The organism is Allorhizobium sp. DMC15, assembly GCF_056314065.1.
In genome coordinates this window covers 1-25,111 of sequence record NZ_JBQUZB010000002.1, presented here as the reverse complement: position 1 = coordinate 25,111, position 25,111 = coordinate 1, and the positions used below count along the sequence as shown (strand labels likewise).

General features: G+C 62.0%; 25 protein-coding genes and 1 pseudogene. 12 read left to right on the top strand and 14 right to left on the bottom strand.

Annotated features, from left to right (window positions below; all coding sequences use genetic code 11):
- Position 1 precedes the first annotated feature (1 nt).
- Complete coding sequence (gene hflC, locus ACT53S_RS08685; RefSeq protein WP_113375532.1) at positions 2-958, top strand: protease modulator HflC; 957 nt, start codon at positions 2-4, stop codon at positions 956-958.
- A 256-nt stretch (positions 959-1,214) separates the two neighbouring features.
- Positions 1,215-2,783 (top strand): Do family serine endopeptidase, encoded by a 1,569-nt coding sequence (locus tag ACT53S_RS08680; RefSeq protein ID WP_476066689.1) that lies wholly within the window; start codon positions 1,215-1,217, stop codon positions 2,781-2,783.
- Between the two features lie 2 nt (positions 2,784-2,785).
- Here the strand turns inward: ACT53S_RS08680 and ACT53S_RS08675 are convergent, their stop codons facing one another.
- The 3 genes from ACT53S_RS08675 to serB form a co-directional block, all read right to left on the bottom strand.
- On the bottom strand, positions 2,786-5,170 hold the full coding sequence (locus tag ACT53S_RS08675) for a putative bifunctional diguanylate cyclase/phosphodiesterase (protein WP_476066688.1): 2,385 nt from the start codon (positions 5,168-5,170) through the stop codon (positions 2,786-2,788).
- 80 nt (positions 5,171-5,250) lie between these two features.
- On the bottom strand, positions 5,251-5,796 hold the full coding sequence (locus ACT53S_RS08670; protein ID WP_476066687.1) for a GNAT family N-acetyltransferase: 546 nt from the start codon (positions 5,794-5,796) through the stop codon (positions 5,251-5,253).
- 4 nt (positions 5,797-5,800) lie between these two features.
- Positions 5,801-6,691 (bottom strand): phosphoserine phosphatase SerB, encoded by an 891-nt coding sequence (serB, locus tag ACT53S_RS08665; protein WP_476066686.1) that lies wholly within the window; start codon positions 6,689-6,691, stop codon positions 5,801-5,803.
- Between serB and miaA the strand changes: the two genes are divergently transcribed.
- A complete protein-coding gene (gene miaA, locus ACT53S_RS08660) occupies positions 6,690-7,625 on the top strand; it encodes a tRNA (adenosine(37)-N6)-dimethylallyltransferase MiaA (RefSeq protein ID WP_476066685.1) in 936 nt (311 codons plus the stop codon). The two genes, serB and miaA, sit on opposite strands and share 2 nt — an antisense overlap.
- Here the strand turns inward: miaA and ACT53S_RS08655 are convergent.
- Positions 7,610-9,703, bottom strand: coding sequence for an ATP-binding protein (locus tag ACT53S_RS08655; RefSeq protein WP_476066684.1), 2,094 nt, complete (start codon positions 9,701-9,703; stop codon positions 7,610-7,612). The genes miaA and ACT53S_RS08655 overlap by 16 nt on opposite strands.
- Before the next feature lie 338 nt (positions 9,704-10,041).
- On the opposite strand from ACT53S_RS08655, the gene ACT53S_RS08650 reads away from it, so the two are divergent.
- Together ACT53S_RS08650 and ilvN are read left to right on the top strand one after the other, a co-directional pair.
- Positions 10,042-11,820 (top strand): acetolactate synthase 3 large subunit, encoded by a 1,779-nt coding sequence (locus ACT53S_RS08650; RefSeq protein WP_476066683.1) that lies wholly within the window; start codon positions 10,042-10,044, stop codon positions 11,818-11,820.
- A 17-nt stretch (positions 11,821-11,837) separates the two neighbouring features.
- Positions 11,838-12,410 (top strand): acetolactate synthase small subunit, encoded by a 573-nt coding sequence (gene ilvN, locus ACT53S_RS08645; protein ID WP_476066682.1) that lies wholly within the window; start codon positions 11,838-11,840, stop codon positions 12,408-12,410.
- Between the two features lie 328 nt (positions 12,411-12,738).
- Here ilvN and ACT53S_RS08640 read toward each other — a convergent pair.
- The 4 genes and pseudogenes from ACT53S_RS08640 to ACT53S_RS08625 form a co-directional block, all read right to left on the bottom strand.
- Positions 12,739-13,014: pseudogene (locus tag ACT53S_RS08640) on the bottom strand (metalloregulator ArsR/SmtB family transcription factor); the annotation flags it as partial.
- A gap of 126 nt (positions 13,015-13,140) precedes the next feature.
- The gene (locus ACT53S_RS08635) at positions 13,141-13,620 is read right to left on the bottom strand and encodes a DUF2269 family protein (RefSeq protein WP_476066681.1); all 480 of its coding nucleotides are present in this window, start codon (positions 13,618-13,620) and stop codon (positions 13,141-13,143) included.
- Between the two features lies 1 nt (position 13,621).
- Positions 13,622-14,905, bottom strand: a complete 1,284-nt coding sequence (locus tag ACT53S_RS08630; RefSeq protein ID WP_476066680.1) for an SDR family oxidoreductase — start codon at positions 14,903-14,905, stop codon at positions 13,622-13,624.
- A gap of 29 nt (positions 14,906-14,934) precedes the next feature.
- Positions 14,935-15,780, bottom strand: coding sequence for an aldo/keto reductase (locus ACT53S_RS08625; protein WP_476066679.1), 846 nt, complete (start codon positions 15,778-15,780; stop codon positions 14,935-14,937).
- A 156-nt stretch (positions 15,781-15,936) separates the two neighbouring features.
- On the opposite strand from ACT53S_RS08625, the gene ACT53S_RS08620 reads away from it, so the two are divergent.
- From ACT53S_RS08620 to ACT53S_RS08600, 5 genes are all read left to right on the top strand, one after another.
- Positions 15,937-16,530, top strand: a complete 594-nt coding sequence (locus ACT53S_RS08620; RefSeq protein ID WP_476066678.1) for a LysE family translocator — start codon at positions 15,937-15,939, stop codon at positions 16,528-16,530.
- A 9-nt stretch (positions 16,531-16,539) separates the two neighbouring features.
- Entirely contained in the window at positions 16,540-17,196 is a 657-nt protein-coding gene (nthA, locus tag ACT53S_RS08615; RefSeq protein WP_476066677.1) for a nitrile hydratase subunit alpha, read from the top strand.
- Positions 17,193-17,852 carry a nitrile hydratase subunit beta gene (nthB, locus tag ACT53S_RS08610; RefSeq protein WP_476066676.1) on the top strand — a complete coding sequence of 220 codons (660 nt, stop codon included), beginning with the start codon at positions 17,193-17,195 and terminating at the stop codon, positions 17,850-17,852. The genes nthA and nthB overlap by 4 nt, the downstream gene beginning before the upstream one ends.
- The gene (locus tag ACT53S_RS08605) at positions 17,839-18,213 is read left to right on the top strand and encodes a nitrile hydratase accessory protein (protein WP_476066675.1); all 375 of its coding nucleotides are present in this window, start codon (positions 17,839-17,841) and stop codon (positions 18,211-18,213) included. The genes nthB and ACT53S_RS08605 overlap by 14 nt, the downstream gene beginning before the upstream one ends.
- Positions 18,214-18,286: 73 nt before the next feature.
- Entirely contained in the window at positions 18,287-19,417 is a 1,131-nt protein-coding gene (locus tag ACT53S_RS08600; protein WP_476066674.1) for an ATP-dependent DNA helicase, read from the top strand.
- Between the two features lie 16 nt (positions 19,418-19,433).
- Here ACT53S_RS08600 and ACT53S_RS08595 read toward each other — a convergent pair whose 3' ends face one another.
- The 3 genes from ACT53S_RS08595 to ACT53S_RS08585 form a co-directional block, all read right to left on the bottom strand.
- A complete protein-coding gene (locus ACT53S_RS08595; protein ID WP_476066673.1) occupies positions 19,434-19,946 on the bottom strand; it encodes a DUF4405 domain-containing protein in 513 nt (170 codons plus the stop codon).
- Between the two features lie 103 nt (positions 19,947-20,049).
- Complete coding sequence (locus ACT53S_RS08590) at positions 20,050-20,736, bottom strand: MerR family transcriptional regulator (RefSeq protein WP_476066672.1); 687 nt, start codon at positions 20,734-20,736, stop codon at positions 20,050-20,052.
- Positions 20,737-20,944: 208 nt separating this feature from the next.
- Complete coding sequence (locus ACT53S_RS08585) at positions 20,945-21,931, bottom strand: hypothetical protein (RefSeq protein ID WP_476066671.1); 987 nt, start codon at positions 21,929-21,931, stop codon at positions 20,945-20,947.
- Positions 21,932-22,188: 257 nt separating this feature from the next.
- Between ACT53S_RS08585 and ACT53S_RS08580 the strand changes: the two genes are divergently transcribed.
- Positions 22,189-22,941: a pyridoxine 5'-phosphate synthase gene (locus ACT53S_RS08580; protein WP_476066670.1), complete on the top strand. Its 753-nt coding sequence runs from the start codon at positions 22,189-22,191 to the stop codon at positions 22,939-22,941.
- A gap of 27 nt (positions 22,942-22,968) precedes the next feature.
- Here ACT53S_RS08580 and ACT53S_RS08575 read toward each other — a convergent pair whose 3' ends face one another.
- Positions 22,969-23,682, bottom strand: a complete 714-nt coding sequence (locus ACT53S_RS08575; protein WP_476066669.1) for an aspartate/glutamate racemase family protein — start codon at positions 23,680-23,682, stop codon at positions 22,969-22,971.
- A gap of 164 nt (positions 23,683-23,846) precedes the next feature.
- On the opposite strand from ACT53S_RS08575, the gene ACT53S_RS08570 reads away from it, so the two are divergent.
- Complete coding sequence (locus ACT53S_RS08570) at positions 23,847-24,311, top strand: Lrp/AsnC family transcriptional regulator (RefSeq protein ID WP_476066668.1); 465 nt, start codon at positions 23,847-23,849, stop codon at positions 24,309-24,311.
- A 1-nt stretch (position 24,312) separates the two neighbouring features.
- On the opposite strand, the gene ACT53S_RS08565 is transcribed toward ACT53S_RS08570, so the two are convergent.
- Together ACT53S_RS08565 and ACT53S_RS08560 are read right to left on the bottom strand one after the other, a co-directional pair.
- On the bottom strand, positions 24,313-24,699 hold the full coding sequence (locus ACT53S_RS08565) for a DUF4087 domain-containing protein (protein WP_476066667.1): 387 nt from the start codon (positions 24,697-24,699) through the stop codon (positions 24,313-24,315).
- Between the two features lie 133 nt (positions 24,700-24,832).
- Positions 24,833-25,081, bottom strand: a complete 249-nt coding sequence (locus ACT53S_RS08560; protein WP_476066666.1) for a hypothetical protein — start codon at positions 25,079-25,081, stop codon at positions 24,833-24,835.
- Positions 25,082-25,111 lie beyond the last annotated feature (30 nt).

The window sequence follows — 25,111 nt, the reverse complement described above, 5'->3', positions numbered from 1 at the left end:
CATGGCCAATCGTCTGCCCTACTTCGTCGCGGCCATCGCCGTCGTCCTGTTCTTCGCCTATTCGTCGATCTTCGTGGTCAACGAACGCGAACAGGCCATCGTCCTGCGTTTCGGTCAGATCCAGGATGTGAAGACCGAGCCTGGCCTTTATCTGAAGCTGCCCTTCGCCTTCATGGATGCCGACCGGGTCCAGTATGTCGAGGACCGCGCGCTGCGCTTTGACCTCGACAACATCCGCGTCCAGGTTCGTGGCGGTGCCTTCTACGAGGTCGACGCTTTCGCCGTTTACCGGATCAACGATGCGCGGCGGTTCCGCGAAACGGTGTCCGGCGACCGGGAAGCGGCCGAAGCGCGTCTGCGCACCCGTCTCGATGCCGCGCTTCGCCGCGTTTACGGTCTGCGCAACTTCGATGCAGCCCTGTCTGAAGAGCGCGGTTCGATGATGTCGGATGTGCGCAATGACCTGCAGACGGCGGCAGCGAGCCTCGGCCTGCAGGTGACCGACGTGCGCATTCGCCGGACCGACCTGACGCAGGAAGTCTCCCAGCAGACCTTCCAGCGCATGAAGGCCGAACGCCTTGCGGAAGCGGAACTGATCCGCGCCCGCGGTAACGAAGAAAGCCAGCGCCGCCGAGCGATTGCAGACCGCCAGGTCGTCGAGTTGCAGGCGGAAGCTCAGCGCGATTCGGAAATCCTGCGCGGTGAGGGCGATGCGGAACGCAACCGCATCTTCGCCGAAGCCTTCCAGCGTGATCCGGAATTCTTCGAGTTCTATCGCTCGATGCGTGCCTATGTCGCCTCGATGAGCAATCAGGGCACGACCATGGTGCTGTCTCCCGATTCGGACTTCTTCCGCTTCTTCAATAGCGGTGTGGACCGACAGAACCAACAGGGCACGGGTGCTCAGGCTCCGGCAGCCACCCCGCCGGCGGCGCCTGCCGTTCCGGCCGGCAACTGATCGTTGAGAGCCGGCATCCTTGCCAGGTATTAATTTGAAGGGTCGGCCGAGAGGCCGGCCCTTTGTCGTTTTTGCCCATGGTTTCTGCGAGAGCTGCGTCTCATGTTGCTCTCGGACCGGGAATCGTGTGGTAGCTGTCTCTTCGACAAGATCTGGTCGCATGTTGCGGATATGCCGGTTCCGGGAAATGTGATTTTCCGTTTGCCCGTTCCGCCCTATGTTCAACGTCGCCCTGACACTCCCAGCGAGGAAGCCGATGACACACCCCGCCCGCCCGTCTCGAAAGATCCTGCCGGCGATTCTGGTCGGCAGTGCCGTGGTGATGGGTGGTGTCGGCGGCCCGTCGCCGGTCGAAGCGCGTGGGCCGGACTCGGTTGCGGATCTCGCGGCCGGCCTGCTCGGCGCGGTCGTCAACATCTCCACCTCGCAGAGCGTCAAGGAAGAGGGCGAGGGACCCGTTCCGCAGGTTCCGGAGGGCTCGCCTTTCCAGGAGCTGTTCGACGATTTCTATAAGAATGGCGAGCAGGGAGACAGCAACAGCAAGGTCAATTCATTGGGTTCCGGCTTTGTGATCGACCCCAAGGGCTTCATCGTCACGAACAACCATGTCATCGAGAATGCCGATGATATTGAGGTGATCTTCTCCGACGGCTCGAAGCTCAAGGCCAAGCTGATCGGAACCGATACCAAGACGGACCTCTCGGTGCTCAAGGTCGAGCCGCCACAGCCGCTCACTGCGGTGAAATTCGGTGATTCCCGCAAGCTGCGGATCGGCGACTGGGTGATGGCGATTGGCAATCCCTTCGGCCTTGGCGGATCGGTCACGCTCGGCATCGTGTCGGCCAGCGGCCGCAACATCAATGCGGGCCCTTACGACAACTTCATCCAGACGGATGCGGCCATCAACAAGGGCAATTCCGGAGGTCCGCTGTTCAACATGGACGGTGAAGTGATCGGCATCAATACCGCGATCATATCGCCAAGTGGCGGCTCCATCGGGATTGGTTTCTCGGTACCGACGGAGCTCGCAGAGAACATCGTGAACCAGCTCATCGAGTTCGGCGAGACGCGTCGTGGCTGGCTTGGCGTGCGCATCCAGCCGGTGTCGGACGAAGTGGCTGAAAGTTTGAAGATCGGCCGTGCTCGGGGCGCGCTCATCAGCGGTATCGTCGAGGACGGTCCGGTCGCCAAAGGGCCGATCATGGTCGGTGACATCATTGTCAGCTTCAATGGCCGCCCGGTTGCCGAGACACGTGACTTGACGCGCATGGTCGCAGAAAGCCCGATTGGAGAACCGCTCGACGTCGTCATCCTGCGCGATGGCAAGGAGCAGACCGTGAAGGTCACGCTCGGCCTGCTGGAGGATGATGACACGGAGAGCGGAGACCAGGCGTCGCCGGACCAGACCGTGGAGCCGGAAAGCGAGGGTGAAGATCCAGGCGCCGACGATCAGGCCCAGCAGGCGCCGGATGCCGGTGAGGGCGAGCCGTCGGTTCCCGGCGAAACACAGCCGGCCGCGCCTGTGACCGAAGGCCTGATCGGGGTCGAGCTCGCGTCGCTGGACGATGCGCAGCGCAGCTCCTACGGGATCGCCGAAGGTGTGGAAGGGGTCCTGATTACTCGCGTGCTGCCGGGATCAAAGGCTGAGAGCAAGGGGCTCAAGCCCGGTGATGTCATCGTCGAGGTGGCGCAGGAGTTCATGCGCACGCCGCAGCAGGTGGCCGAGAAGCTCACAAAGATCAAAGGCGAGGGGCGCCGCAGCGGATATCTTATGATTGCAGACAAGGAAGGCAATCTGCGGCTGATCGCCGTTCCGCTGGAATAGCGTCAGGCGTAGCGGCGCTCGACAGCCGCATCGTTGGCGGAGAGGAAGGCGGCGAAGGCCTGGGCCGGCATCGGCCTTGCGATCAGATAGCCCTGGATTTCGCCACAGCCGAGCTGACGCAGCAGGGCCAGCTGACTCTCCGTTTCGACGCCCTCGGCCGCCACGCTCATGCGCAAGTCCCGGGCGAGACGGATAACCGCTTCGACGATCGCACGGCCATCATTGTTGGTTTCCATGTCGGAGATGAAGGACTGGTCGATCTTGAGCTTGTCGAAGCGGAAGCGGCGCAGGTAGCTGAGCGACGAAAAACCCGTGCCGAAATCGTCGAGCGCGATGCGGACGCCCATCTTTCCCAGCGTGTTCAGCGTATGCTCGACGCCCGGCGTCGAGTTCATCAGAAGGCTTTCGGTGACTTCCAGTTCCAACCGGCCTGGGCGCATGTCATTGGCCTTGAGGGCGTTTTCGACCATCGGCACAAGGCCGGGGCTCAAGAATTGGCGCGAGGACAGGTTGACGGCAACCCGGATGTGGTCCGGCCAGTCCTTGGACACGCGGCAGGATTCCCTCAGCACCCAGGCGCCGATGCTGGTGATCAGGCCGGTTTCCTCGGCGATCGGTATGAATTCCGCGGGGCTGATCGGCCCGAGCCTCGTATGGTTCCAACGCAGCAGCGCCTCGGCGCAGACCACGGTACCGCTCTGCGCGTCGATCAGCGGCTGGAAGGACAGGTCTAGCGTGCCGAGGCTGATCGCCAGGGCCAGCTCCTGTTCGATCAGATTGCGGCGCCGGGCGGTGGCATCCAGCGACTGGTCGAAATAGCGGAAGCGATTGCGGCCATCGGCCTTGGCACGATACAGAGCCAGATCCGCGTTGCGCATCAATTGGTCCGGATCCCTGCCGTCGACGGGGGCGCAGGCGAGGCCGATGCTGACGCCGACATGGGCCGTTCCGGATCTGAGATGGAAAGGTTGACCCAGTCGCTTTATGATGCGGGCGGCCAGGTGGCCGGCGCTCTTGGGGTCCTCGCCGGACATATGGAGGATGACGAATTCATCGCCCCCGAGCCTGGCGAGCGTGTCGTGTTCCCCGCACAGCTGCTGCAGCAAACCGGCGACCTCGCGCAACAGTTCGTCGCCACCGGCATGGCCGTGATTGTCGTTCACCTGTTTGAACCGGTCGAGGTCGAGGAGGAGGAGTGAGAAGCCTTCGCCGAAGCGCTCCAGCCTCGACACCGCGCGAGCCAGATCCTCGTTCAGCAGAATTCGGTTGCCGACGTCTGTCAGCGGGTCATGCCGAGCCATGTGCTCGATGCGCAATCGGGTCTGCCGGTTGGCGGTGACATCGCGCCCGACGCCGCGGTAACCGATGAAGCGACCGCTGTCGTCGTGGATCGCCTTTGCCGTCAAAGACCAGATGCCGAGTTCGCCGGCCTGTTCGACACAGATATCCACGTCGCGGAAGGACTGGCGCGATTCGAGCTTTCTACGGAAGCTGTCGCGGTCTCCGATTTGTTCGATCTCGGTCATGCAATGGCTCGCGAAGGGGATCGCGTCCACCATGAACTTGCCGACGACCAAACTATCCGGCGTCGCCAGCTGCTCACAGAAACGGCTAGACGCGCGCGCCAGCCGCAGCTCCTCGTCCGCACCCCAGAGCCAGTCTGCCGTATTCTCCTCAAAGTCGTTGAGAAGCAGGTTGATCACGTCGCGCTGCTCATCGGCAGCCATCTTGGCGCGGACTTTTTCGGTAAGGCTGGAACAGACGGCTAGGGAGGCGCGGACAATGATCGATGCAAAGATGACGTAGAGGGCGAAAAGATAAACCCCGACCATCGACGCCTCGTTGCCCAGCGCAATGGCGGCCCCAAGGCCCATCACGCCACAGAAAGCGATCGAGGCCGGTGGCACGGTGGCGAGTGCAAAACCGCCGCCGCCCGCCATGCCGACGCTCAGAGCGATCAGCACCATGCGTTGGGTCTCCGTCGCCTCGGGATAGGCGAAGACGGCGAGCAAAGCCCAGAGGCTGCTCAACAGGGTCGCGTGCAATACGGCCCTTCGCGTGCCGCGCACGCTTGCCCGCTCACGGGCAGGCCGTGCGCGACCGTGCCACCATCGGAGGATGGTGTAGATCGCGATAGCAATGAGGGCGCCGCAGATCAGGTTGACGGCTACGGCAGCCGGACTTCCCCACAAAGCAAGTGCTGCGAGCAATGCATTGCCGACGTTCGCAGCCATCATCCAGGGTGTATTCTTGCCAACGATGGAGAGGCGGATAGCCCGGATGAGCGGCGCTTCCTCCGCCGTCTGGCCGCTTTCGCCCAGACGCCAGAAGCTATCAATCCACGAAGCCCCCTGGGCGGGCGTATGCGCCGTCACAATATCCGTCATGCCTCAACTATAGGCACAATGCTTTAAGCGCACGTAAATTGCTGAATTAGCCTTGTCTGCATTTGCGCCGAATTCGCCGCTCAGTTTGCCGATGCGCAAAAGAGAACATGCTTCTTCAGTTGAGGATGATTGTCCGGAACTGACGGGTGGTCAAAGTCGCGTCCGCTCAGCCTTGTCATCCCCAGCCTCTCCATCACGGCGATGGAGCGGCGATTGTCGTGAACCGCGAAAGCGTAGATCTCATGAAGTCCGCGTTGCTTGAACCCGAAGTCCAGAAGTGCCCGGGCCGCCTCCGTGACGTAACCATTGCCCCAGAAGCGCGTCGCGAGACGCCAACCGATCTCGGTTGCGCCTTCAGGCAATATGCCGGGCAGGTCGACTTTCGATATTCCGCAAAAACCCATGGGTTCGTCGGTCTTCCGGTCGGCAAGTGCAAAGAAGCCATACCCGGTGGTGCTGATCATCGCCTGCAGCCGGCCCATCAGTTCATCGCATTCGGCGTGGCTGCGGCGCATGGGGAAAAACTGCATGACCTTTTCGTCACGATTGATTTCGCGAAATAGATTGCGGTCTTCCTCCCGCCAGTTGCGCAGGGTCAGGCGCTCGGTCTGCAGGAGGAATGGCATTGCTTCATCCTTGCTGGAAATCGGACTTTCTGTAGCCCTGAAGATAGAGGAGAGCGGTGAGGTCGGAATGGTCGATGCGGATCTTGGCCTCTGCCGCCACCGCCGGTTTTGCATGCAGCGCGACCCCCGAGCCGGCGATGCCAAGCATGCCGAGGTCGTTGGCGCCATCACCCACGGCGATGGCATCGTCCGGTGTTACTCCCAACGTCTTTGCAATGTCGAGCAGCGAATCGACCTTGGCCTGCCGTCCGAGGATCGGTTCGGCAACCTCGCCGGTGAGTATGCCGTCTTTTTCGATCAGAATATTGGCGCGGTTCTCATCGAAGCCGAGAACGGACGCGATGCGGGATGTGAAGACAGTGAAGCCACCCGAGACGAGGGCCGTGTAGCCACCTCTTGCCTTCATCGTGGCGATCAGTTCGAGGCCGCCCGCCGTCAACGTTATGCGCTTCCCAATGACCTCTTCGACCACCGAGATCGGCAGCCCCTTGAGCAACGCGACGCGTTCCCGCAGTGCCGGTTCGAAAGCGATCTCGCCGTTCATGGCACGTGCCGTGATCGCCGACACCTTGTCTTTCAGGCCCACTTCGGCCGCCAGTTCGTCGATGCATTCTTGACCGATCATGGTTGAATCCATGTCCGCGATAAGGAAGCGTTTGCGCCGCGTCTCGGCCAACTGAACCGCGACGTCGACTGGCAGGCCGGCGACCGCTTCGCGAAGCCGTGTCTCGGCATCGAACGGATCCGAGCCGTCGGTCAGCGGGATATCGCAGGCAATGCCGTCTGCGAGCCAGTACAGCCGGGACGACCGGACTGCCTCTGCGGCTCTTTCGGCAGCGTCGGGGGTAAGAATGGGATTTGACGGATTGGCGACAAGCGTGGCAACCAAGGCCATGATGCAAGATCCTGGAAAGAACACAGAGGCCATCCTGATAACCGGGCCGACCGCCAGCGGCAAGTCCGCACTGGCGCTCGACTTCGCCCGGCTGCATGGCGGCGTCGTCATCAACGCCGACAGCATGCAGGTTTATGACACGTTGAGAGTTGTCACCGCGCGTCCCGGTGAAGAGGAGATGGACGGCATTGCACATCGGCTCTACGGCCATGTGCCAGCGGGAAGGGCCTATTCGACCGGTGACTGGTTGCGGGAAATGACCGCGTTGCTGGAAGCCTTGAAACAGCAGGGCAAGATGCCCGTCGTTGTTGGCGGCACGGGGCTCTATTTCAAGGCCCTGACCGGCGGGCTCTCCGAGATGCCTGAGATCCCCGAGGAGGTGCGTGCGCAGTTGCGGGCCCGTCTGCTGGCGGAGGGGGCCGACGTGCTGCATGGCGAGTTGGCGTCCCTCGATCCTGCCGTGGCTAAAGGTCTGAACCCGAAGGACGGGCAGCGGATCGTGCGGGCTCTGGAGGTTGTCACCGCCACAGGACGCTCGATTGCATTCTACCAGCGCCAGTCCGGGCCGGTCCTGATCCATCCTGAACGGGCGTTGAAACTCGTGGTTCTGCCGGAGCGCAAACTCCTGCATGCCCGGATCGACCGTCGTTTTTCACAGATGATGGAGCAGGGGGCCGTGGACGAAGTGCGGGCGCTCCTCAATCTGGATCTCCCTCAGCAATCGCCGGTCATGAAGGCGATCGGCGTGTCGCAGATCGCGTCGATGCTGTCGGGCGAGATCAGCCGTCAGGAGGCAATCGAGGCCGCATCGGCGGCCACGCGGCAATATGCCAAACGCCAGATGACCTGGTTCCGTAACCAGATGGACGAAAGCTGGGAGCGGATCGACCCAACAAGCTATCGATCCGTCGGAGCCGGTCAGTCGCGCTTGTAAAGGCTCGATAGAGGCTTCTTCAGGATACTCTCGCGCAGGGACGAACCGCCGCCTTCGCGGCGAAGGGGGGAGGTGCCAAAGGCACTTGTTGTCGCTTCGCTTTCGAATGCGCTTTCCGCTTCGGTCCGTCTGACGCCATCGCCTGCGCCTGCACGGGGTAGCATATCCGGCCGATACGGCTCGATTGTCGGCGTCTGTGCGGATGTCAGGCTCTGGCGCAGGGGCGGTTGCTCGGTAACGCGCAGCGGCGCTGGGGCCATGACAGGGGGAGGGGCAAAGCGGTTGAGTGCCTCCTCCTCCATGGCGTCGTCATCGATTTCCTCGTCATCGTAGATGCCGTCCGGTGCCATGGGCACATCGCCCCGGGCCAAGCTGTTTTCGAACTGTTGCTGGAAGGCGGAGATGTCGGGACCGGCGATGGCACGCATGCGGCTGACGATGGAGCGCAGGTCGACGGTGTCCGGCGTCTCCTCCGTCGACTTCGCGTTGACGCCATTGGCCTTCGGCAGGCGTTGTTCTTCCACGCGGGTGAAGCGCATGCGCATCGGCACTGCGATCGCTTCGCCGAAAGCGATGGCTTCGCCATTGCCGATCGAGGAAATGAAGCTGGTGGTCGAGATCGAACTGTCGGGGATGGCTGAGCGGATGATTTCCTGGTCGCGATCGTTGGCAAGGCGCATGGCAAACAGCGTCGAGCATTGCGACAGGATTGTCTGGTCGAGTTCTCCGGGGCGCTGGGTGATGACGCCGAGCGAGACGCCGTATTTGCGGCCTTCCTTGGCGATACGGGCGATCGCCTGGCGTGTCGGGAAGAAGCCAAGATTGGGGTCGGCAGGTACATAGCGGTGGGCTTCTTCGCAGACCACCAGCATGTGGATTGCACCGTTTGACCAGAGCGCCAGTTCAAAGGCCATACGGCAGAGGACCGAGGCCACGGAGTTCACGACTTCCGAGGGGATCCCCGAAAGCTGGAACGTGGAAATCGGGCGGTCGTCGCCGGGAATGCGGAAGATGTGCGCGATCGTCTCCATGATCGTGTCGCTGATCGTATTGTTGGAGAACATGAAGTGATAGCGTGGATCGTTGATCGCCGACATGATGCGCATCTTGAGGGAGCGCAGGAACGGCTTTTCGCCACGTCCTTCGAGGCGGCCAATGCGTTCGTCGATCAGTGCCATCAGGTCCGCGATGCGATAGGGGACTGGCGTGTCAGCCGTCATCGAACTCTTGTCGGCCATGCGGCGCATCAAGGCGCTTTCATTGCCGCGGAAGGCACGCTTCGCTTCCGGCATGAGGTCGCGCAGGATGTCGAGTTCCTCCGGGATCGGAGGGCGCCCACGGAACAGCACCTCGGCGAATTCGTCGAGCCGCATCAGCCAGAAGGGGAGGTCAAGCGTGTCCGTGTCGATCACGACGGCCAGCTCGGGAAAGGCGGCGGCGAATTCATTGTGCGGGTCGAGGATCAGGATGCGCAGCTTCGGGTCGCTCTCGATCGCCTTGCGCAGGAGAAGGGAAACGGCGGTGGATTTGCCGACGCCCGTCGAGCCGACCACGGCAAAGTGTTTCGATAGCATCGAAGGAATATGGATCGCTGCGTCGATCGTCTCGTCCTGGGTGAGCTTGCCGATCACGGCGGTATCGCTGTGGTGCGTATCGTAGATGCGCAGCAGGTCGGCGGCCCTGATCCTGTGGGCGATGGCACCAAGATAGGGATAGCGCGAAATGCCGGTGGAGAAGATCTCCTTGCCGTCTTCCTGCACATAGACTTCGCCGAGCAGTTCGACTTCGATGAGGAACTGATTGTCGGCGCCTTCGCCCCAGTCCTTGCCCTCGGTCTGCATGGAATAGGCAAGCGCCACGACGCGATTTTTGCCGACACTGATCGAGATGAGGCGGCCGACCGACCAGAGTTCGGTCAGGTCAGTGCCGCCTTCTTCCGCGACGGCGGCAATCGTCGCGCGCGAACCGTTACAGGCGACGACGCGCCCCAGCATCCGGTTGCCGGGCCGCATACCATCGCGGCGGTCTTGATCTCCGGACTGGCCGGACTTGTGAAATTCATCTTTCGACAAGCGCATTCTCCCTGCTGACGCAAGTTTAGGATGGGGCGCTTAAAATTTCGTGTAGTGCGTTAGGCCGGTGGTGATGTTCGAGCAGCGCTTACGCAACAAACTGTCGCCGACCTGAGCGAAATTTTGCAAAAGATGCGTTGACGCTGATGGCCTTTCTGGCTAACACTTCGGCCCATGAAAAACTCGGTTGCACTTATCGTGGTGGGAAGGCGCATGGGCAGGATGGTGTAACCATCCGGCGATAGCCACCCATGCGCTAGATGACAGGCTCCTCAAGGGGCCTTTTTTTATGCCCTGAACCGGGTTATCAGCCCCAAAACCAAGAAGGCAGATGGAAACACAGCATGACGGGTAAAGACAATCAGATGACTGGCGCCGAGATCGTCCTGCGCGCGCTCAAGGATAACGGTGTCGAACACATCTTCGGCTATCCCGGTGGGGCCGTGCTTCCGATCTATGACGAGATCTTCCAGCAGGACGACATCCAGCACATTCTCGTGCGCCATGAGCAGGGTGCCGGCCACGCCGCCGAAGGTTATGCGCGCTCGACGGGGAAGGTTGGCGTCATGCTGGTTACGTCCGGTCCCGGCGCCACCAATGCGGTGACGCCGCTGCAGGATGCGCTGATGGACAGCGTGCCGCTGGTCTGCATCTCCGGCCAGGTTCCGACTTCGCTGATCGGGTCGGACGCCTTCCAGGAATGCGACACCGTCGGCATCACGCGCCCCTGCACCAAGCACAACTGGCTGGTCAAGGACGTCAACCAGCTGGCCTCGATCATCCATGAAGCCTTCCGCATCGCCCAGACCGGCCGTCCGGGTCCGGTTCTCGTCGATATTCCGAAGGATATCCAGTTCGCCACCGGCACCTATACCCCGCCGGATGCGCACAAGGCGCTGAAGAGCTACCAGCCGAAAGTTTCTGGCGATGCCCGTGCGATCCAGGCCGCCGTCGAGCTGATGGCCTCGGCCCGCCGTCCGATCATCTATTCCGGCGGTGGCGTCGTGAACTCCGGTCCGGAAGCCACCAAGCTGCTGCGTGAACTGGTCGGCCTCACCGACTTCCCGATCACCTCGACCCTGATGGGCCTCGGCTGCTACCCGGCCTCGGGCAAGAACTGGCTCGGCATGCTCGGCATGCACGGTTCCTATGAAGCCAATATGGCGATGCATGACTGTGACGTCATGGTCTGCATCGGCGCGCGCTTTGACGACCGCATCACCGGCCGTCTGAACGCCTTCTCGCCGAACTCGAAGAAGATCCACATCGACATCGACCCGTCGTCGATCAACAAGAATGTCCGCGTCGATGTGCCGATCACCGGCGATGTCGGCCGGGTTCTCGAAGACATGGTCCGTGCCTGGCGCGCCCTGCCGAAGAAGCCCGAGGCGTCGCAGACGGCCGAGTGGAATGCGACCATCGGCAAGTGGCGCGCCCGCAACTCCTTCGCCTATTCGCCGTCGAAGGACGTCATCATGCCGCAATACGCGCTGCAGCGGCTCTATGAACTGACCAAGGATCGCGACACCTACATCACGACCGAAGTCGGTCAGCACCAGATGTGGGCCGCTCAGTATTACGGCTTCGAGCAGCCGAACCGGTGGATGACCTCGGGTGGCCTCGGCACCATGGGTTACGGCCTGCCGGCAGCACTCGGTGTACAGATCGCGCATCCGGACGCGCTCGTCATCGACATCGCGGGCGACGCCTCGATCCAGATGTGCATTCAAGAAATGTCGGCCGCCATCCAGTATAGCGCGCCGATCAAGATCTTCATCCTGAACAACCAGTACATGGGCATGGTGCGCCAGTGGCAGCAGCTTCTGCACGGCAACCGTCTGTCGAACTCCTATACGGAAGCCATGCCTGACTTCGTCAAGCTCGCCGAAGCCTATGGTGCCGTCGGCATTCGCTGCGAAAAGCCCGACGATCTCGATGGCGCGATCCAGGAAATGATCGACGTGAAGAAGCCCGTGATCTTCGACTGCCGTGTGGCCAATCTCGCCAACTGCTTCCCGATGATCCCGTCGGGCAAGGCACACAACGAGATGCTGCTGCCGGACGAGGCGACGGATGAAGCGGTCGCCAATGCCATTGATGCCAAGGGCCGTCAGCTCGTCTGACCGGGAGGAACAAGACTATGAACGCACATCTTCAGCCGACCGGCTCGGCCTATTTCATCGCCAAGGAAACCGCCACGATCGAAAGCCACACGCTTTCGGTTCTGGTCGACAATGAGCCGGGCGTTCTCGCCCGTGTCATCGGCCTGTTCTCCGGACGGGGCTATAACATCGAGAGTCTCACGGTTTCCGAGACGGAGCACGAGGCGCATCTGTCGCGCATCACCATCGTGACGCGCGGCACGCCGGGTGTGCTCGAACAGATCAAGGCGCAGCTCGAGCGGATCGTGCCCGTGCATCGCGTACTGGATCTCACCGTGCGGGCGCGCGAGCTTGGCCAGGAGCGGCCGATCGAGCGTGAAGTGGCGCTGGTGAAGGTGGTCTCGACCGGCGAGATGCGTGCCGAGACGCTGCGTCTGGCGGATGCCTTCCACGCCAAGGTTGTCGATGCGACCGTCGATCATTTCATCTTCGAGATCACCGGCAAGTCTTCGAAGATCGACCAGTTCGTCTCGATCATGAAGCCGCTCGGCCTCAACGAGATCTGCCGCACCGGGATCGCCGCGATGAACCGGGGCCCGCAGGGCATGTAAGGACTTCGGGAATTCCCGAACTGAATAAGGGCGGCCTCGCGGTCGCCCTTTTTGTTGTCTTCGCTCTTCAGTTCATTCCGAGGAGATCAAGAAGGCCCATCTGCTGCGGTGCCGGAGGCAGGTCGGCTTCCGCTTTTTTTAGCTTTTCCTTAGCTGGCTTCTCACTGGCCTTGGCCTTCGAAGCCTTCTCCGGTTTGTCAGAGGCTGTCTCGACCTCTCCCGGATCGGCCTTCTTCCTTGTGGGCTTCTTCGCCTTGGCTACCGGTTCCTCGGATGTCGCCGCCTCGACCATTTCGCCGTCGACTTGGGTCGTGGTCAACATGGCAGTCAGTGCGTGACGCAGGGCTGCGGGTCTCAGGCTGTAGTGGATGTACTGGCCCTTCTTCTCGCCTTCGATCAGTTCGGCGTTTTCGAGGATCGAGAGATGCTGGGAGATCGAGGGCTTGGCCATGTCGAAGCGGGCGGCGATTTCGCCAGCGGTCAGGGTCGACTGTGACAGATGCACCAGCATCATTCGCCGCGGATCTGAGGCGAGCGCGTGAAAGACGCGGGACGAGATCTTGTCCATTGCCGGATGTACTTCGGTTTTTCCGCGCTTTGCCATGTCGTCCCTCAGCAATGCGGCTCTCTCGCCGCAATTCTCGAATTAGGCAATCTCCTAATTTCCTGAGGGGCTGTGGTAAAGTGCCGGAAATGCAGGGCCTGTGGATAGATCGTGATTTTGCGATGCTCAGAAGCCGATCGGGACCTCGGGCTTGTTGAGCATGAGCCAGAGGATGGCCATGACCGAGAAAAAGGCGGGAAAGCCGCAGGCAAACCAGATGCGGAAAAGCCTGTGATAGCGGGGCGGGAGCGGAGTGCTGGTGGTGGCTGCCTCCCGTGCGAGATCGCGCAGCCGGATCTGGATCCAGACGACGGGCAGCCAGAAGAGGCCGACCACGACATAAAGGATCAGAGACAGAAGCACCCAGCTCGACATCAGCGGCCAGCCGATTTCGTAAGCCAGCCAAGCACCGGTGATCGGCTGCAGGATGGCGGCGGTCGCGGTGAAGATCGTATCGGCAATCACCACCGTTCCGGCGACATGGGCGATCTGTGACGGATTGCCGGTCCTGTGCGCCAGCAGCATGAAGAAGGCGATGCCCGCGCCCGTGCCGAAGAGTACGGTCGCCCCGATCACGTGCACGAAGCGCAGGACCTCTTCGAGCATCTCAGCGCTCCTCCAGGACAGCAAGGGTTGCGAGTGTCAGCAGGATCGAGGGCAGGACCTTGACCAGCGGTCCCAGTGGATCGAGCCAGAGGGTCGGTTCGATCAGGGTTCCGCCGGCGAGATAGGCGAGCGACACGGTGATCATGCCGAGCATGGCCCGTTTTGCCCAGGGCTGGACGAGGATTGCCAGGCCGAGCGCGATGTCGAGCAGGGACGTGAGGATGGTGACTGTCACCGCCATGCCGGCCGCCATGCTGACGCCGAAGCGCAGCGACGTGGTCACGGGATCAAGGAGCGGCACCAGACCTGAGACGATCCAGAACAGCGAGAGCGTCAGGATCATCAATGGCTTCAGGAGGTAGAGACGGGCGAACCAGAGGTCCTGCGCGGCGGCGGGCTCCGTTGCCAGCCTGAGCGTCGGGTCGGGCGCGGTCAGGGTCGGGCGGGCTTTGTCCGGTGCCACGCCGATGCCGCTGATGCGGATCGCGGTGGAGCGCAAGGGTGAGCGCCAGCCGAGGCGCCCGGCGAGATCGGCGGCAAGTGAGAGAGGTCGAGCAACGCCTGAAGGCAAGCGGATGACGGGTGCATCGGCAAGGCCGAGCCACCGGCGGTAAAGGCGTGCCATCTCCTCGACACTGCGGGTCGGTTCGCCTGCGAGCACCAGATCGGACCCAGGCGCGATGCGGCCCTCGACGGCGTCGAGCACAGCTTGTGCAACGTCGTGCAAGTGGACTGTATTCATCGGGCTTTCGGCGTCCACCAGCGGCAGGACGCCGGGGAAAGATGCGATGGCGCGGAGCAGGGCGGTGCCGCCATAGGTATTGCGTCCGACCACGACTGTCGGACGCAGGATGACATGCGGGAGGCTAGAGGCCGCGAGCGCGCGGTCGGCCTCCAGCTTGGTCGTCATGAAGGGGGTGCCGGCGCTCGCCAGGTTTTCGGGTGCCGAGATCTGGATGATCAGTGGCGGCGTTGCGCGCGTGGCGGCTGCCTGTTGCAGGGCGAGCATGGCGTCCTTCTGCACGGCCACGAGATCGTCGCGCAACCCGTCCTGCAGGGCGCCGGCGCAGTTGATCACGGCGGTAGCGCCATCCAGGAGCGGAGGCCAGTCCGCTGCTTGGCGGAGCGTGCGGAGATCGCGGGCGATCCAGGTTGCAGTGGGAAAACGGGCGCTGGCCTGCCTGGTGTCGCGGCCGAGGCCGGTGACCGGGTGGCCGGCCTGGCTGAGCGTGAGCAAAACCTGCTGGCCGATGAAGCCGGTCGCGCCGAGAACGAGGATGGTCATGCCTTCACTTTCCGCCGGGCCGGTCGAGATCAGATCATTTCCAGCGGCATTTTGCGCGCCGGTGGCGGGAAGGCAACGTCGAGGCGGGCCCAGTCCTCGTCGGAGATTTCGAGATCCACCGCGTCACGATTCTCGTGCAGACGGCGAATGTTGGAGGTTTTGGGGATCGGTATGACGCCGTCACGCTCCAGCAGGAAGGCAAGGGCAACCTGTGCCGGGGTCGCCTGATAGGCCTTGGCGATGTGAATGAGTTCGGGATGGTGGAGGATGCGGCCCTGTTCGATCGGTGAATAGGCCATGATCGGGATGCCGTGCTCCTGGCACCAGGGCAGGAGATCGAATTCGATGCCGCGGCGGGAGAGATTGTAGAGGACCTGATTGACGGCGCAGTTTTCGCCATCGGCCACGGAGAACAGCTCCTCCATGTCATCCAGGTCGAAATTCGAGACGCCCCAGGCGCGGATGCGGCCCGCAGCTTTCAGCTCTTCCATCGCCGCGACCGTGTCTTCGAGTGGGTGTTCACCGCGCCAGTGCAGGAGATAGAGATCGAGATGGTCGGTGCCGAGACGGTCGAGGCTGGCATGGCAGGCCTTGATCGTGCCGTCGTAGCTCGCATTCCAGGGCAGGACCTTGGAGACGAGAAAGGCGTCTTCGCGTCGATCCTTCAGCGCTTCGCCGACAATGCGTTCGGCGCCGCCATCGCCATACATCTCGGCCGTGTCGATCACCGTCATGCCGAGATCAAGCGCCAGCCTGACGGCATCGACTTCCGCCTTGGCCTCGGATTTCGTTTCGCCCATCATCCAGGTGCCGAAGCCGAGCGTCGGGATCTCCTCGCCGCCCGGCAGAGTAACGATGGGGATGGTGTCATGCATGGTGATCCTCCTTCGGGCGGGATGCGCGAAGGATAGCGAGGCGGCCCCGCGAGGCAAGGACAAAGCGCTGTTGTCTTCGTGTCACCGTAACAAGAATGCGGATGGCATAGATCCAAAGGACAGTTAGGCTGACATAAAAATTCGGGAGGAATACACATGTCGGCCGATACGCTTCTTGCGCTCGTCTTGTTTGCCTTTGCGACCTCGATCACGCCGGGGCCGAACAACATGATGCTGTTTGCGTCGGGCGTGAATTTCGGCTTCCGGCGGACGGTGCCGCATATGCTCGGCATCGGTGCCGGCTTCCTCTCCCTCTTGATCGGTGTCGGCATGGGCCTTGGCGCGGTGCTGCATGCCTATCCGCCGGCCTTCATCGCGCTCAAGGTCGCAGGCGGTCTTTACCTCCTGTGGATCGCCTGGAAGATCGGCTCGTCGCGGTCGATGGGCGAGGGGGAGGCCAAGGCGCGACCGATGACGTTTCTCGGCGCTGCCGCCTTTCAATGGGTCAATCCGAAAGCCTGGGTCATGGCGGTGACGGCCATGGCGGTCTATCCCAATCCGGAGCAATATGCTTTGACAGTCACGATCGTCGCGCTGGTGTTTGCTGCCGTGAACGTGCCGAGTGTCTCGACCTGGGCGGGTTTCGGTTCGGCGCTTCGGGAGTGGCTGTCGGTGCCGGTGCGGCTCAAATGGTTCAATATCACCATGGCTGTGCTGCTCGTGCTCAGCCTCTGGCCAATGCTGAAATAGGAATGCCCGATGTCCGGCCATCATCACGACCACGACGATCATCACCATCATCATGGCCATGATCACCACCACGACAACCAGTATTCGGACATGCAGGCGCGGGTGAAGGCGCTCGAAACACTTCTGACCGAAAAGGGCTTGATCGATCCTGATGCGATCGACGCGATCGTCGAGACCTACGAGACGAAGGTGGGCCCGAGAAATGGCGCGCGGGTCGTGGCCAAGGCCTGGGCGGATCCCGCATTCGCCGACTGGCTGAGGCGCGATGCGACGGAAGCGATCGCCAGCCTCGGTTATACCGGGCGGCAGGGCGAGCATATGCGGGCTGTCTTCAACACACCCGACACCCACAATCTCGTCGTCTGCACGCTGTGCTCCTGTTACCCGTGGTCGGTGCTCGGCCTGCCGCCGGTCTGGTACAAGGCACCGGCCTATCGTTCGCGGGCGGTGATCGATCCGCGCGGTGTGCTCGCCGAATTCGGCGTGAGCCTGCCGGAGGAGATGCGGATCCGCGTCTGGGATTCGACGGCGGAGCTGCGGTATCTCGTCGTGCCCTTACGACCCGCCGGAACCGAGGCGCTCGACGAAGAGGCGCTCGCCGATCTCGTGACGCGCGATTCGATGATCGGTACCGGTCTGGCGCTTGCTCCGGAGGGTTTGCGATGAACGGGCCGCATGATCTTGGCGGGCAGATGGGCTTCGGTCCGGTCGCACCGGAGAAGGACGAACCTTACTTTCATGCCGAATGGGAAAAGCGGGCGCTTGGTATCACGCTCTCCTGCGGGGCTTTCGGCGCCTGGTCGATTGACGAGAGCCGGCATGCGCGTGAAAGCATTCCACCTGCCAGCTATCTGGCGGCGAGCTATTACGAGGTCTGGATCCGCGGTGTCGACATGCTGCTTGAGCGGCATGGTTTTGCCACGCCTGAGGAACTGGCAACAGGTCGGCACCTGGAGCCGGGACGCGCGCCAAAGCGCGTGTTGAAGGCCGATATGGTCGAAGGCGTGCTGGCCCGTGGCGGGCCTTGTGACCGCCCCGTCGAGACAGGGCCGAAGTTTGCCATCGGTGACCGTGTGCGCACGAAGAATTTCCATCCGACCGGCCATACACGGCTGCCCCGCTATGCACGGGCGAAGACGGGTGTCGTGGAGGCGGTGCAGGGCGGCTTCGTTTTCCCTGATGATAATGCCCATGGACGGGGTGAAAACCCGCAATGGGTCTATACGGTCGTTTTCACGGGAGATGAGATATGGGGCGAGGCTGCCGATCCGACGCTGACCGTCTCAATCGATGCCTGGGAGAGCTATCTTGAGCGTGTGTGACACGGTGACCGATCTTACGGCATCGCCGGGCTTGCCGCGTTCGCCCGAAGGGGCGCCCGTTTTTGCCGAACCCTGGCAGGCGCAGGCCTTCGCCATGACCGTGCATCTGCATGCGCGCGGCGTGTTCAGCTGGGCGGAATGGGCGGAGAGCCTGTCCGCCGAAGTGCATCGGCCGGAGCGGGCCGCAGACGGATCCGACTATTTCGACGCCTGGGTAGCGGCCTTGGCGGGACTTCTGGAGCGCAAGGGGCTGGCCGATCGCGACACCGTCGAGGCCTTGCGCGAAAGCTGGCAGCGGGCGGCGGAGGCGACGCCGCATGGTGCGCCGATCGAGCTTTCAAACGACCCGCTCAGAGGTTGATGTCCACGATTTGTTCTGATTTCCCCGGCTTTGGCCTTGCATCGGGCCTACGAATCCGCGCATGACCTAGGCCATGCAATTCGCGCCCCAGCAAGACGAGGCCCTCAAGGCCGTATCAAAATGGCTGAAGGAGGGGAAATCTCCCGTCTTCCGGCTGTTCGGCTATGCGGGTACGGGCAAGACGACGCTGGCCAAGCACTTTGCCGAGCATGTCGACGGCGACGTGCTGTTTGCGGCTTTTACCGGCAAGGCAGCGCAGGTCCTGCGCTCGCGTGGTGCCTCCAATGCCAAGACCATTCATTCGCTGATATACCGCCCGCGCGGCGAGGAGGCGGTGGAGGACGAGGAGACCGGCAAGACCTCGATTGCGCCGATGTTCTCGATCAACCGCCAGAGTCCGGTCGCCAAGGCCGCACTGATCGTCATCGACGAATGCTCGATGGTCGACGAGGCGCTCGGCCGCGACCTGATGAGCTTCGGTACGCCGATCCTGGTGCTCGGCGATCCCGGCCAGCTTCCTCCCGTCTCCGGCGGCGGTTTCTTTACCGACCAGGAGCCGGACTATCTGCTCACCGAGATCCATCGCCAGGCGCGCGACAATCCGATCATCCAGCTCGCGATGCATATCCGCGAGGGCAAGGAGATCATGTATGGCGATTACGGCACGACGGCCCGGGTGATCTCGAAGAACGAGGTGACGCAGGATCTCGTGCTCGGGGCCGATCAGGTGCTCGTCGGGACCAACAAGACGCGGCGGCGCTACAACATGCGCCTCCGGGAGCTGAAAGGCTTTACCGCCGACTATCCCCAGGCCGGTGACAAGCTGGTGTGCCTGAGGAACGATCAGGTGAAGGGCCTGCTCAACGGCTCGCTCTGGCAGGTCATGACCTCGTCGCGCGAGACGGTGAAGCCCGGCATCAATCTCCTGATCAAGCCAGAAGACGATGACATGGATCGCGGGGCGGCGAAGATCAAGCTTCTGAAGGCAGCCTTCGAGGACATCGAGACCGAAGTGCCGTGGTCGACGCGCAAGCGTTACGACGAGTTCGATTACGGTTATGCGCTGACCGTACACAAGGCTCAGGGTTCGCAGTGGAACGACGTCGTGTTGTTCGACGAGAGCTGGGCGTTCCGGGATACGCGCGAGCGCTGGCTCTATACCGCCGTCACTCGCGCCGCGGAGACGCTCACCATCGTCAGGTGAGCGCTCGTGACAAAGCTCACTTCGCCTTGAGGGCGGTCAGCGTCGCCATCAGTTCCATCGTGTCCTTGCCAGAGGCCGTTGCGATTTCGGCCAGCGGCTTGGCGCCATCCGCTGCCGTAAAGCCGCCCTGCTTCAACGCATCGACAACTTCGGCTTCTGTTTTCCCGAGCAGTGGGGCAACCTGACCCGGCGTGCCCGCGGCGACCACGTTGATCATGGCAAAGGCCGGATTGCCGCCTGCGCCGCTTGCCGAGCCCGTCATGGCCGGCCAAGCAAAGACGAGGCCCGCGACCAGACAGACGCCGAGCGACAGCGCCATGGGCAGGCGCTTGAAATAGGCGAGAAACGGCCGCCAGTTCTTCCAGACATGCAGGACGAAGGGCAGGATCAGCACCATGCTCAGCCATTCATGCATCTCGCGGAAGGCAGCTGTCCCGTAGTGGAAGAACAGCGCGATGCCCGAAATCAGGGATACGAGAAAGAGGCCGGTGGTGAACGGGGTGGCATAGCGTGCGAGAAAGGCGGGCATGACGGACCTGCAGTAAACGTTGATGACCTTTCGCTTCTACGGCATTCAAAACCGCGGGTCCCCTTACAAAGTCTCCACTTTTGGCGAAGGATAAGCTGAAGCGTCAACTGACGACGATGCCGAGCAGCACGGCTTTGGCCACGGCCTGGAACCGGTTTTGTGCGCCGACTTTCGTAACGATCTGCTGCTCTATCTCCTCCACCTCCGATACCTTCATCTCCAGCGTGCGAGCAATCCGTATGGTGGTATAACCTTCCGCCATCAGTTGCAGGCAGCAGCGCTCAGGCTCCGTGAGTTCCGGACTGACGCGTTTTGGCGCCCGGCGCAGGCCTGACACATCCTCGTTCTCGAGGAGGGCGTTCACCTGCTGCAGTTGCCGATGCACGATGGAGAGGCCTGCCGCAAGTTCGCGCCGACGGGTCGCGAGAGCTTCTTCGAAAATCAGGTTGGCTTCGGCCTTGGACTTGGCCGAGGCCAACAGTTCGAAGAGGTCCTGTATGACCGAGACCGGCATGCCGATCTCGCGGCAGAGGTTGATCACAGCCATGCGGGCAACATCGCCGTGCTGATAGACGCGCATCAGGCCAATCCGGCTGGCCTCGATCAGCCCTTTTTCCTCATAAAAATGCAGCGTGCGATGTGTAACCCCGAAGCGCTCGGCCATGTCGGCAATTGGGACGGGGTCTTTCGGCATGTCTTGGCCGGCCATGATGTCCGGAAGAATGATCTCGTGCCGCTTGCGGGCGGATAACTTTGAAATGGGTTGCAGATGGTGTGGTCCGTTCGGCATGTCCCCTCCATGTCACATCTGCGGTCCGCCCTTTGAGCGAGCGTGTCCCGCCGTTTTTTCAGTCCTGCTCCTTTTCTTTCGCAGCGCGAATCCGGCGACGGATTCGCTGCCATATATTCAATCTACACGATATATTCGCGAATGTTAAAATAACTTTGTCGGAAGGACGGTAACGCTCGGTGATGCCGTCGAGGGCGTGTGGGCCGGATCAGCCGTGGCTGCAGGTGAGAGCGAGCAAATGCGGGATTTCGACCAACACATCGCTGGCATTTTCAAGGCCAGGCCATTCCTGCTGGTGGCGGCGTGCACGCATGTACGCGGCATCCGACCTGTCCAGGCTGTAGCGATAGGTGGCATCGAGGCACAGCATCGCGTTCGAAGAGAGGCCATTTTCATGGCAGAAGCGATAGATACGACCCGGAATGGTCAGGTTCGCGCCGGCGAATTCATTGGCGGCGGCGCCGAGCTTCAAGATGTCGCCGAAGGCTGAGATTGTGATTTCCTCGCCGAGCAGCTCCCTGCCGGAGCGCATGTGGCGCAGGCTTATGGCCAGCGTCGCATCGTCACGCACCCGGGCCGCAATTTCGAAATGCAACGGGTCGGCCGTTTCATCGGTCGACGGCGGTCTTTCGCCGGCGGCGGCAATGCTGACCGCCCACAGCCTGTGCTCCCACAGCCGGATTGCATTCAGAAAGATCGAGCCGTCATCGGTGGCGCCTGCCACAGCGGCAAAATAAAGCCGCGGCAGTCCCCGTATCAATCCTGTCGAGTCGACCCTGACCCGACGTGCCACGGTTGCGAGATCCTGAAGGTCTGCGCCGATGGTCTCGACCTTGCTCGCCCGTTGTGCGCCCGCCCATTCGTAGATCGGTACATAGCCGCCTAGCGGAATGCGAATGCGCAAGGGTTCGTCTCGACCCTCTTCGGCATAAAAGAGGTTCAAGAGCTTGCGCAATTTGCCGGCCTGGACACGGACCAGCGGATCCGTGCCCGGGTCAAAGCCCTCGTCCCGGCTGAAGACATCGATGCCGATCGTGTAGCCCTTCAGCTGATGGGCGAGACCGAGCTGCTCCATTTCGACAACGAATTTGAGAAAACAACGCAGCCGCTCGGAGCGCGCGAAGGTTCGGCTTCGGAGAACCTTTTGCAAGGCTTCCGCGACCACTCCTTTGTCGATCCTCAATCCGCTCGTCATTCCTGCTCCAAACCGTGCCGGTGCCTCACCTCCATCGCCTTGGCGGAGGTTCGGTTTGTGCGATCCGTCACAATGATTAAGCTGACTAATGGAAACCGTGCGCGGGTCAATACCCTAAAGTCTAGGGGGGAAGGCGGTTTTTCAGGGATAACCACCCATCAGCCGCGCCGATCGGTCCATCTGCAATTCTGGTTGGCCTTCTGGTCCCGGATGTCCTACATCTGCGCCCACATCATTGCCGTCCCTGGAACAAAGCCATGCCCGCCAAGCTTTCCGTGAACCTCAACGCCATCGCCATGCTGCGCAATCGACGCGATCTACCCTGGCCGAGCGTTGCGCATCTGGGGCGGATTGCATTGCAATCGGGCGCCAGCGGGCTCACGGTGCATCCCCGTCCTGACGAGCGGCATATCCGTTTTACCGATCTGCCGGTGCTGCGTGCGCTGATTGACGATGAGTTCCCGGCCGCTGAGTTCAATATCGAGGGATATCCGAGTGAGGACTTCCTGGCGCTCTGCGAGGCGACCGAGCCGGAGCAGGTGACGCTGGTTCCCGATGACCCTTCCCAGGCCACATCGGACCACGGCTGGGATCTGGAACTTCATCAGGCGTTCCTGACGCGTGTTGTCGCGCGGTTGCGCAGCCGCGGGATGCGGGTCTCGCTTTTTGTCGACGGCGACGGCCGGGCAGACCGGATGCGGTTGGCGAAGGCGACGGGTGCCGACCGGGTCGAGCTCTATACGGGCCCCTATGGCGGGTGTTTCGACGATCCGGACGCGGCGCGTCGCGAGATCGAACGGCTCGGGCTGACGGCCGATGCCGCCAAGGCCGAAGGTCTGGAGGTGAATGCCGGCCACGACCTCACCGTCGCCAATCTGCCGGCGCTCGTCCATCGGATTGCACATCTGGCGGAAGTCTCCATTGGCCATGGGCTGACCGCTGACGCTTTGGAATACGGCATGGCGGAGACGGTGCGGCGTTTCTGCCGGGCCTGCGGCCAGACGATCTAAGCGCCGGCCCGCGCCGCATCGTTCATATCAGGCGGCTTTTATGCCTCTTGCAGCCTCAAGCGCAAAATCAATGGCCGCCTGGGCGTGGATCGTGGTCGAGTCGTAGCCGGGCAGCGGGAGAGCATCGGGATCAAGGATGAGGCAGATCTCGGTGCAGCCGAGGATGACGCTGTCAGCGCCATCGGCCTTCGCCTTTTCGATGATGGCGGTCAGGCGTTGGCGTGAACTGTCCAGCACGTGACCAGCGCAAAGCTCCTCGAAGATGATGGCATGGGTGGCGCTGCGACCATCGTCATCGGGCACCATGATATCGACACCGTGGCGGCGCATGCGCTCGGCATAGAAGGCGTGCTCCATCGTGTAGCGGGTGGCGAGGAGCAGCGGACGTTTTGCTCCCGACGCCTTCAGCGCTTGAGCGGTTTCGTCGATGATGTTGATCAGGGGAACGCCGAGGCGGGCCTCGACCTCGTCGGCCACCAAGTGCATGGTGTTGGTGCAGATCAGCACGCAGGCCGCCCCGGCCTTTTCGAGGCCGACCGCCACGTCGCCGAGCCGCTTGGCCGCAAGATCCCAACGGCCGGCCTTCTGCAGGGCGACGATCTCCTCGAAATTCACCGAATGCATCATCACTTCGGCGGAGGCGAGCCCGCCTAAGCGGCTCCGGACAGCTTCGTTGACCTGGCGATAATAGACTGCGGAACTCTCGAAGCTCATCCCGCCAATCAAGCCAATCGTCTTCATGTGCCATCTCCCTCGTTGTGACCCGGTCATGATGGCGCTTTTCCGGCGAGAACGGGTTGCAAATTTGCTCGCGTTGGCGCAGCTTGACGCCGTTTAGGGGGCGCAATTCGAAATTTTCACGCAGAAAATTTGTGCAGTTCGTTCCATTGGTAGGCGGAATCGGCGTGATTGATGAAAGAGACAGGAAGATCCTGGAGTTGCTGCAGCGGGATGCCTCGATGGCCATTGCCGATCTCGCCGAGCGCGTGGCGCTTTCCACCTCTGCCTGCTCGCGAAGAATCCAGAAGCTGGAAGAACAGGGTTATATTGCACGGCGCATTGTGGTGCTCGACCGTGAGAAATGCGGCGTGCCCACCACCGTTTATGCGCTCGTAAAGACAGCGCATCACGCCGATGACTGGATCGAGGCGTTTCGCCGCGCGATCAGCGATATCTCCGAGATTGTCGAGGCACACCGTTTGACGGGCCATTACGACTATATCCTGAAGATGGTGCTGCCCCGCGTCGAACACTATGACGTGGTCTATCGGCGGCTGGTCAAACGGGTCGAACTGTTTGATGTCTCGGCATCCATCTCGATGGAAATGCTCAAACACGGTCTTGCCGTCCCGGTCGACTACGCGCGCTAGATCATTCCGGGTCGCGAAGGGCTTTGTCTGCGCGGCACTGGCTGATCGGCAGCTGCTTTACCCCATAGATCGCGGTGATCCGGCCGACAAAACCGTCGCCGAATTCGTCGGTCCGCTCGGTTTCTGCCTGGATGCAGCCGCAGGCATAGCCGTAATAGCCATTGGTCTGGACGAAATCACCGGCTGTGAAGTCGGGCATGTTCTCCATGCCGAGAGGCTCCTGCTCGGAGCCTTGAGCCATCAGCATCCATGACCCTTCGCCATCATCGAGCCAGTAGTTGCCCGGTGTGGGGTTCTGGATCCAGCCGCAGCGGTTCTCCTTCGCGAGGGCAGAGGCCGTCGCGGTGAGAGAGAGGGTGAGGGAAAGTAGGATCAGTCGTGCGCGCATCTGGGGTTCCTTTTTGGATGCCCGACAATAGACACGGCCCCGGAGATGGGGAACGACCAAGTTTGGACAGGGCCGGAAAACGCAAAAACCCCGGAGCATGCTCCGGGGTTCTGGCAACGGTCCGATCGAGAAATCAGGAAGCGTTCGAAACGGCGCGGCTGACGAGGGTCACCGACTTGTCGGCGTTGACCTTGTAGACTTCGCGGACGTCACGGCCGTCACCGTTGGAGAAGGTGTGGAAGAAGGTCGAACCGGCAGGTGCCTTTTCCAGCTGAACATTGGCGTTGTCATAGGTGATCGAGCCCGGGATCGGCTGGACGGCGGCGAAAGCGGCTGAGCCGGCTGCAAGCGAGATCAGGGCTGCGGAGATGATGGTCTTCATGGTCTTATCCTTTCAGGGTGTGGTGTGGCG

What these genes read in the sequence shown, in the direction of transcription:
- ACT53S_RS08630 (WP_476066680.1), bottom strand. Translation starts at nt 14,905, where the DNA reads ATGACCATCCTCGTTCTCGGCGCGACCGGCTTCATCGGCCAGCAGGTT.
- ACT53S_RS08560 (WP_476066666.1), bottom strand. Translation starts at nt 25,081, where the DNA reads ATGAAGACCATCATCTCCGCAGCCCTGATCTCGCTTGCAGCCGGCTCA.
- nthB (WP_476066676.1), top strand. Translation starts at nt 17,193, where the DNA reads ATGAACGGGCCGCATGATCTTGGCGGGCAGATGGGCTTCGGTCCGGTC.
- ACT53S_RS08595 (WP_476066673.1), bottom strand. Translation starts at nt 19,946, where the DNA reads ATGCCCGCCTTTCTCGCACGCTATGCCACCCCGTTCACCACCGGCCTC.
- ACT53S_RS08625 (WP_476066679.1), bottom strand. Translation starts at nt 15,780, where the DNA reads ATGCATGACACCATCCCCATCGTTACTCTGCCGGGCGGCGAGGAGATC.
- ACT53S_RS08590 (WP_476066672.1), bottom strand. Translation starts at nt 20,736, where the DNA reads ATGCCGAACGGACCACACCATCTGCAACCCATTTCAAAGTTATCCGCC.
- serB (WP_476066686.1), bottom strand. Translation starts at nt 6,691, where the DNA reads ATGGCCTTGGTTGCCACGCTTGTCGCCAATCCGTCAAATCCCATTCTT.
- ACT53S_RS08655 (WP_476066684.1), bottom strand. Translation starts at nt 9,703, where the DNA reads ATGCGCTTGTCGAAAGATGAATTTCACAAGTCCGGCCAGTCCGGAGAT.
- ACT53S_RS08650 (WP_476066683.1), top strand. Translation starts at nt 10,042, where the DNA reads ATGACGGGTAAAGACAATCAGATGACTGGCGCCGAGATCGTCCTGCGC.
- ACT53S_RS08600 (WP_476066674.1), top strand. Translation starts at nt 18,287, where the DNA reads ATGCAATTCGCGCCCCAGCAAGACGAGGCCCTCAAGGCCGTATCAAAA.
- ACT53S_RS08585 (WP_476066671.1), bottom strand. Translation starts at nt 21,931, where the DNA reads ATGACGAGCGGATTGAGGATCGACAAAGGAGTGGTCGCGGAAGCCTTG.
- ACT53S_RS08675 (WP_476066688.1), bottom strand. Translation starts at nt 5,170, where the DNA reads ATGACGGATATTGTGACGGCGCATACGCCCGCCCAGGGGGCTTCGTGG.
- ACT53S_RS08635 (WP_476066681.1), bottom strand. Translation starts at nt 13,620, where the DNA reads ATGCTCGAAGAGGTCCTGCGCTTCGTGCACGTGATCGGGGCGACCGTA.
- ACT53S_RS08670 (WP_476066687.1), bottom strand. Translation starts at nt 5,796, where the DNA reads ATGCCATTCCTCCTGCAGACCGAGCGCCTGACCCTGCGCAACTGGCGG.
- miaA (WP_476066685.1), top strand. Translation starts at nt 6,690, where the DNA reads ATGATGCAAGATCCTGGAAAGAACACAGAGGCCATCCTGATAACCGGG.
- ACT53S_RS08575 (WP_476066669.1), bottom strand. Translation starts at nt 23,682, where the DNA reads ATGAAGACGATTGGCTTGATTGGCGGGATGAGCTTCGAGAGTTCCGCA.
- ilvN (WP_476066682.1), top strand. Translation starts at nt 11,838, where the DNA reads ATGAACGCACATCTTCAGCCGACCGGCTCGGCCTATTTCATCGCCAAG.
- ACT53S_RS08680 (WP_476066689.1), top strand. Translation starts at nt 1,215, where the DNA reads ATGACACACCCCGCCCGCCCGTCTCGAAAGATCCTGCCGGCGATTCTG.
- nthA (WP_476066677.1), top strand. Translation starts at nt 16,540, where the DNA reads ATGTCCGGCCATCATCACGACCACGACGATCATCACCATCATCATGGC.
- ACT53S_RS08620 (WP_476066678.1), top strand. Translation starts at nt 15,937, where the DNA reads ATGTCGGCCGATACGCTTCTTGCGCTCGTCTTGTTTGCCTTTGCGACC.
- ACT53S_RS08565 (WP_476066667.1), bottom strand. Translation starts at nt 24,699, where the DNA reads ATGCGCGCACGACTGATCCTACTTTCCCTCACCCTCTCTCTCACCGCG.
- hflC (WP_113375532.1), top strand. Translation starts at nt 2, where the DNA reads ATGGCCAATCGTCTGCCCTACTTCGTCGCGGCCATCGCCGTCGTCCTG.
- ACT53S_RS08580 (WP_476066670.1), top strand. Translation starts at nt 22,189, where the DNA reads ATGCCCGCCAAGCTTTCCGTGAACCTCAACGCCATCGCCATGCTGCGC.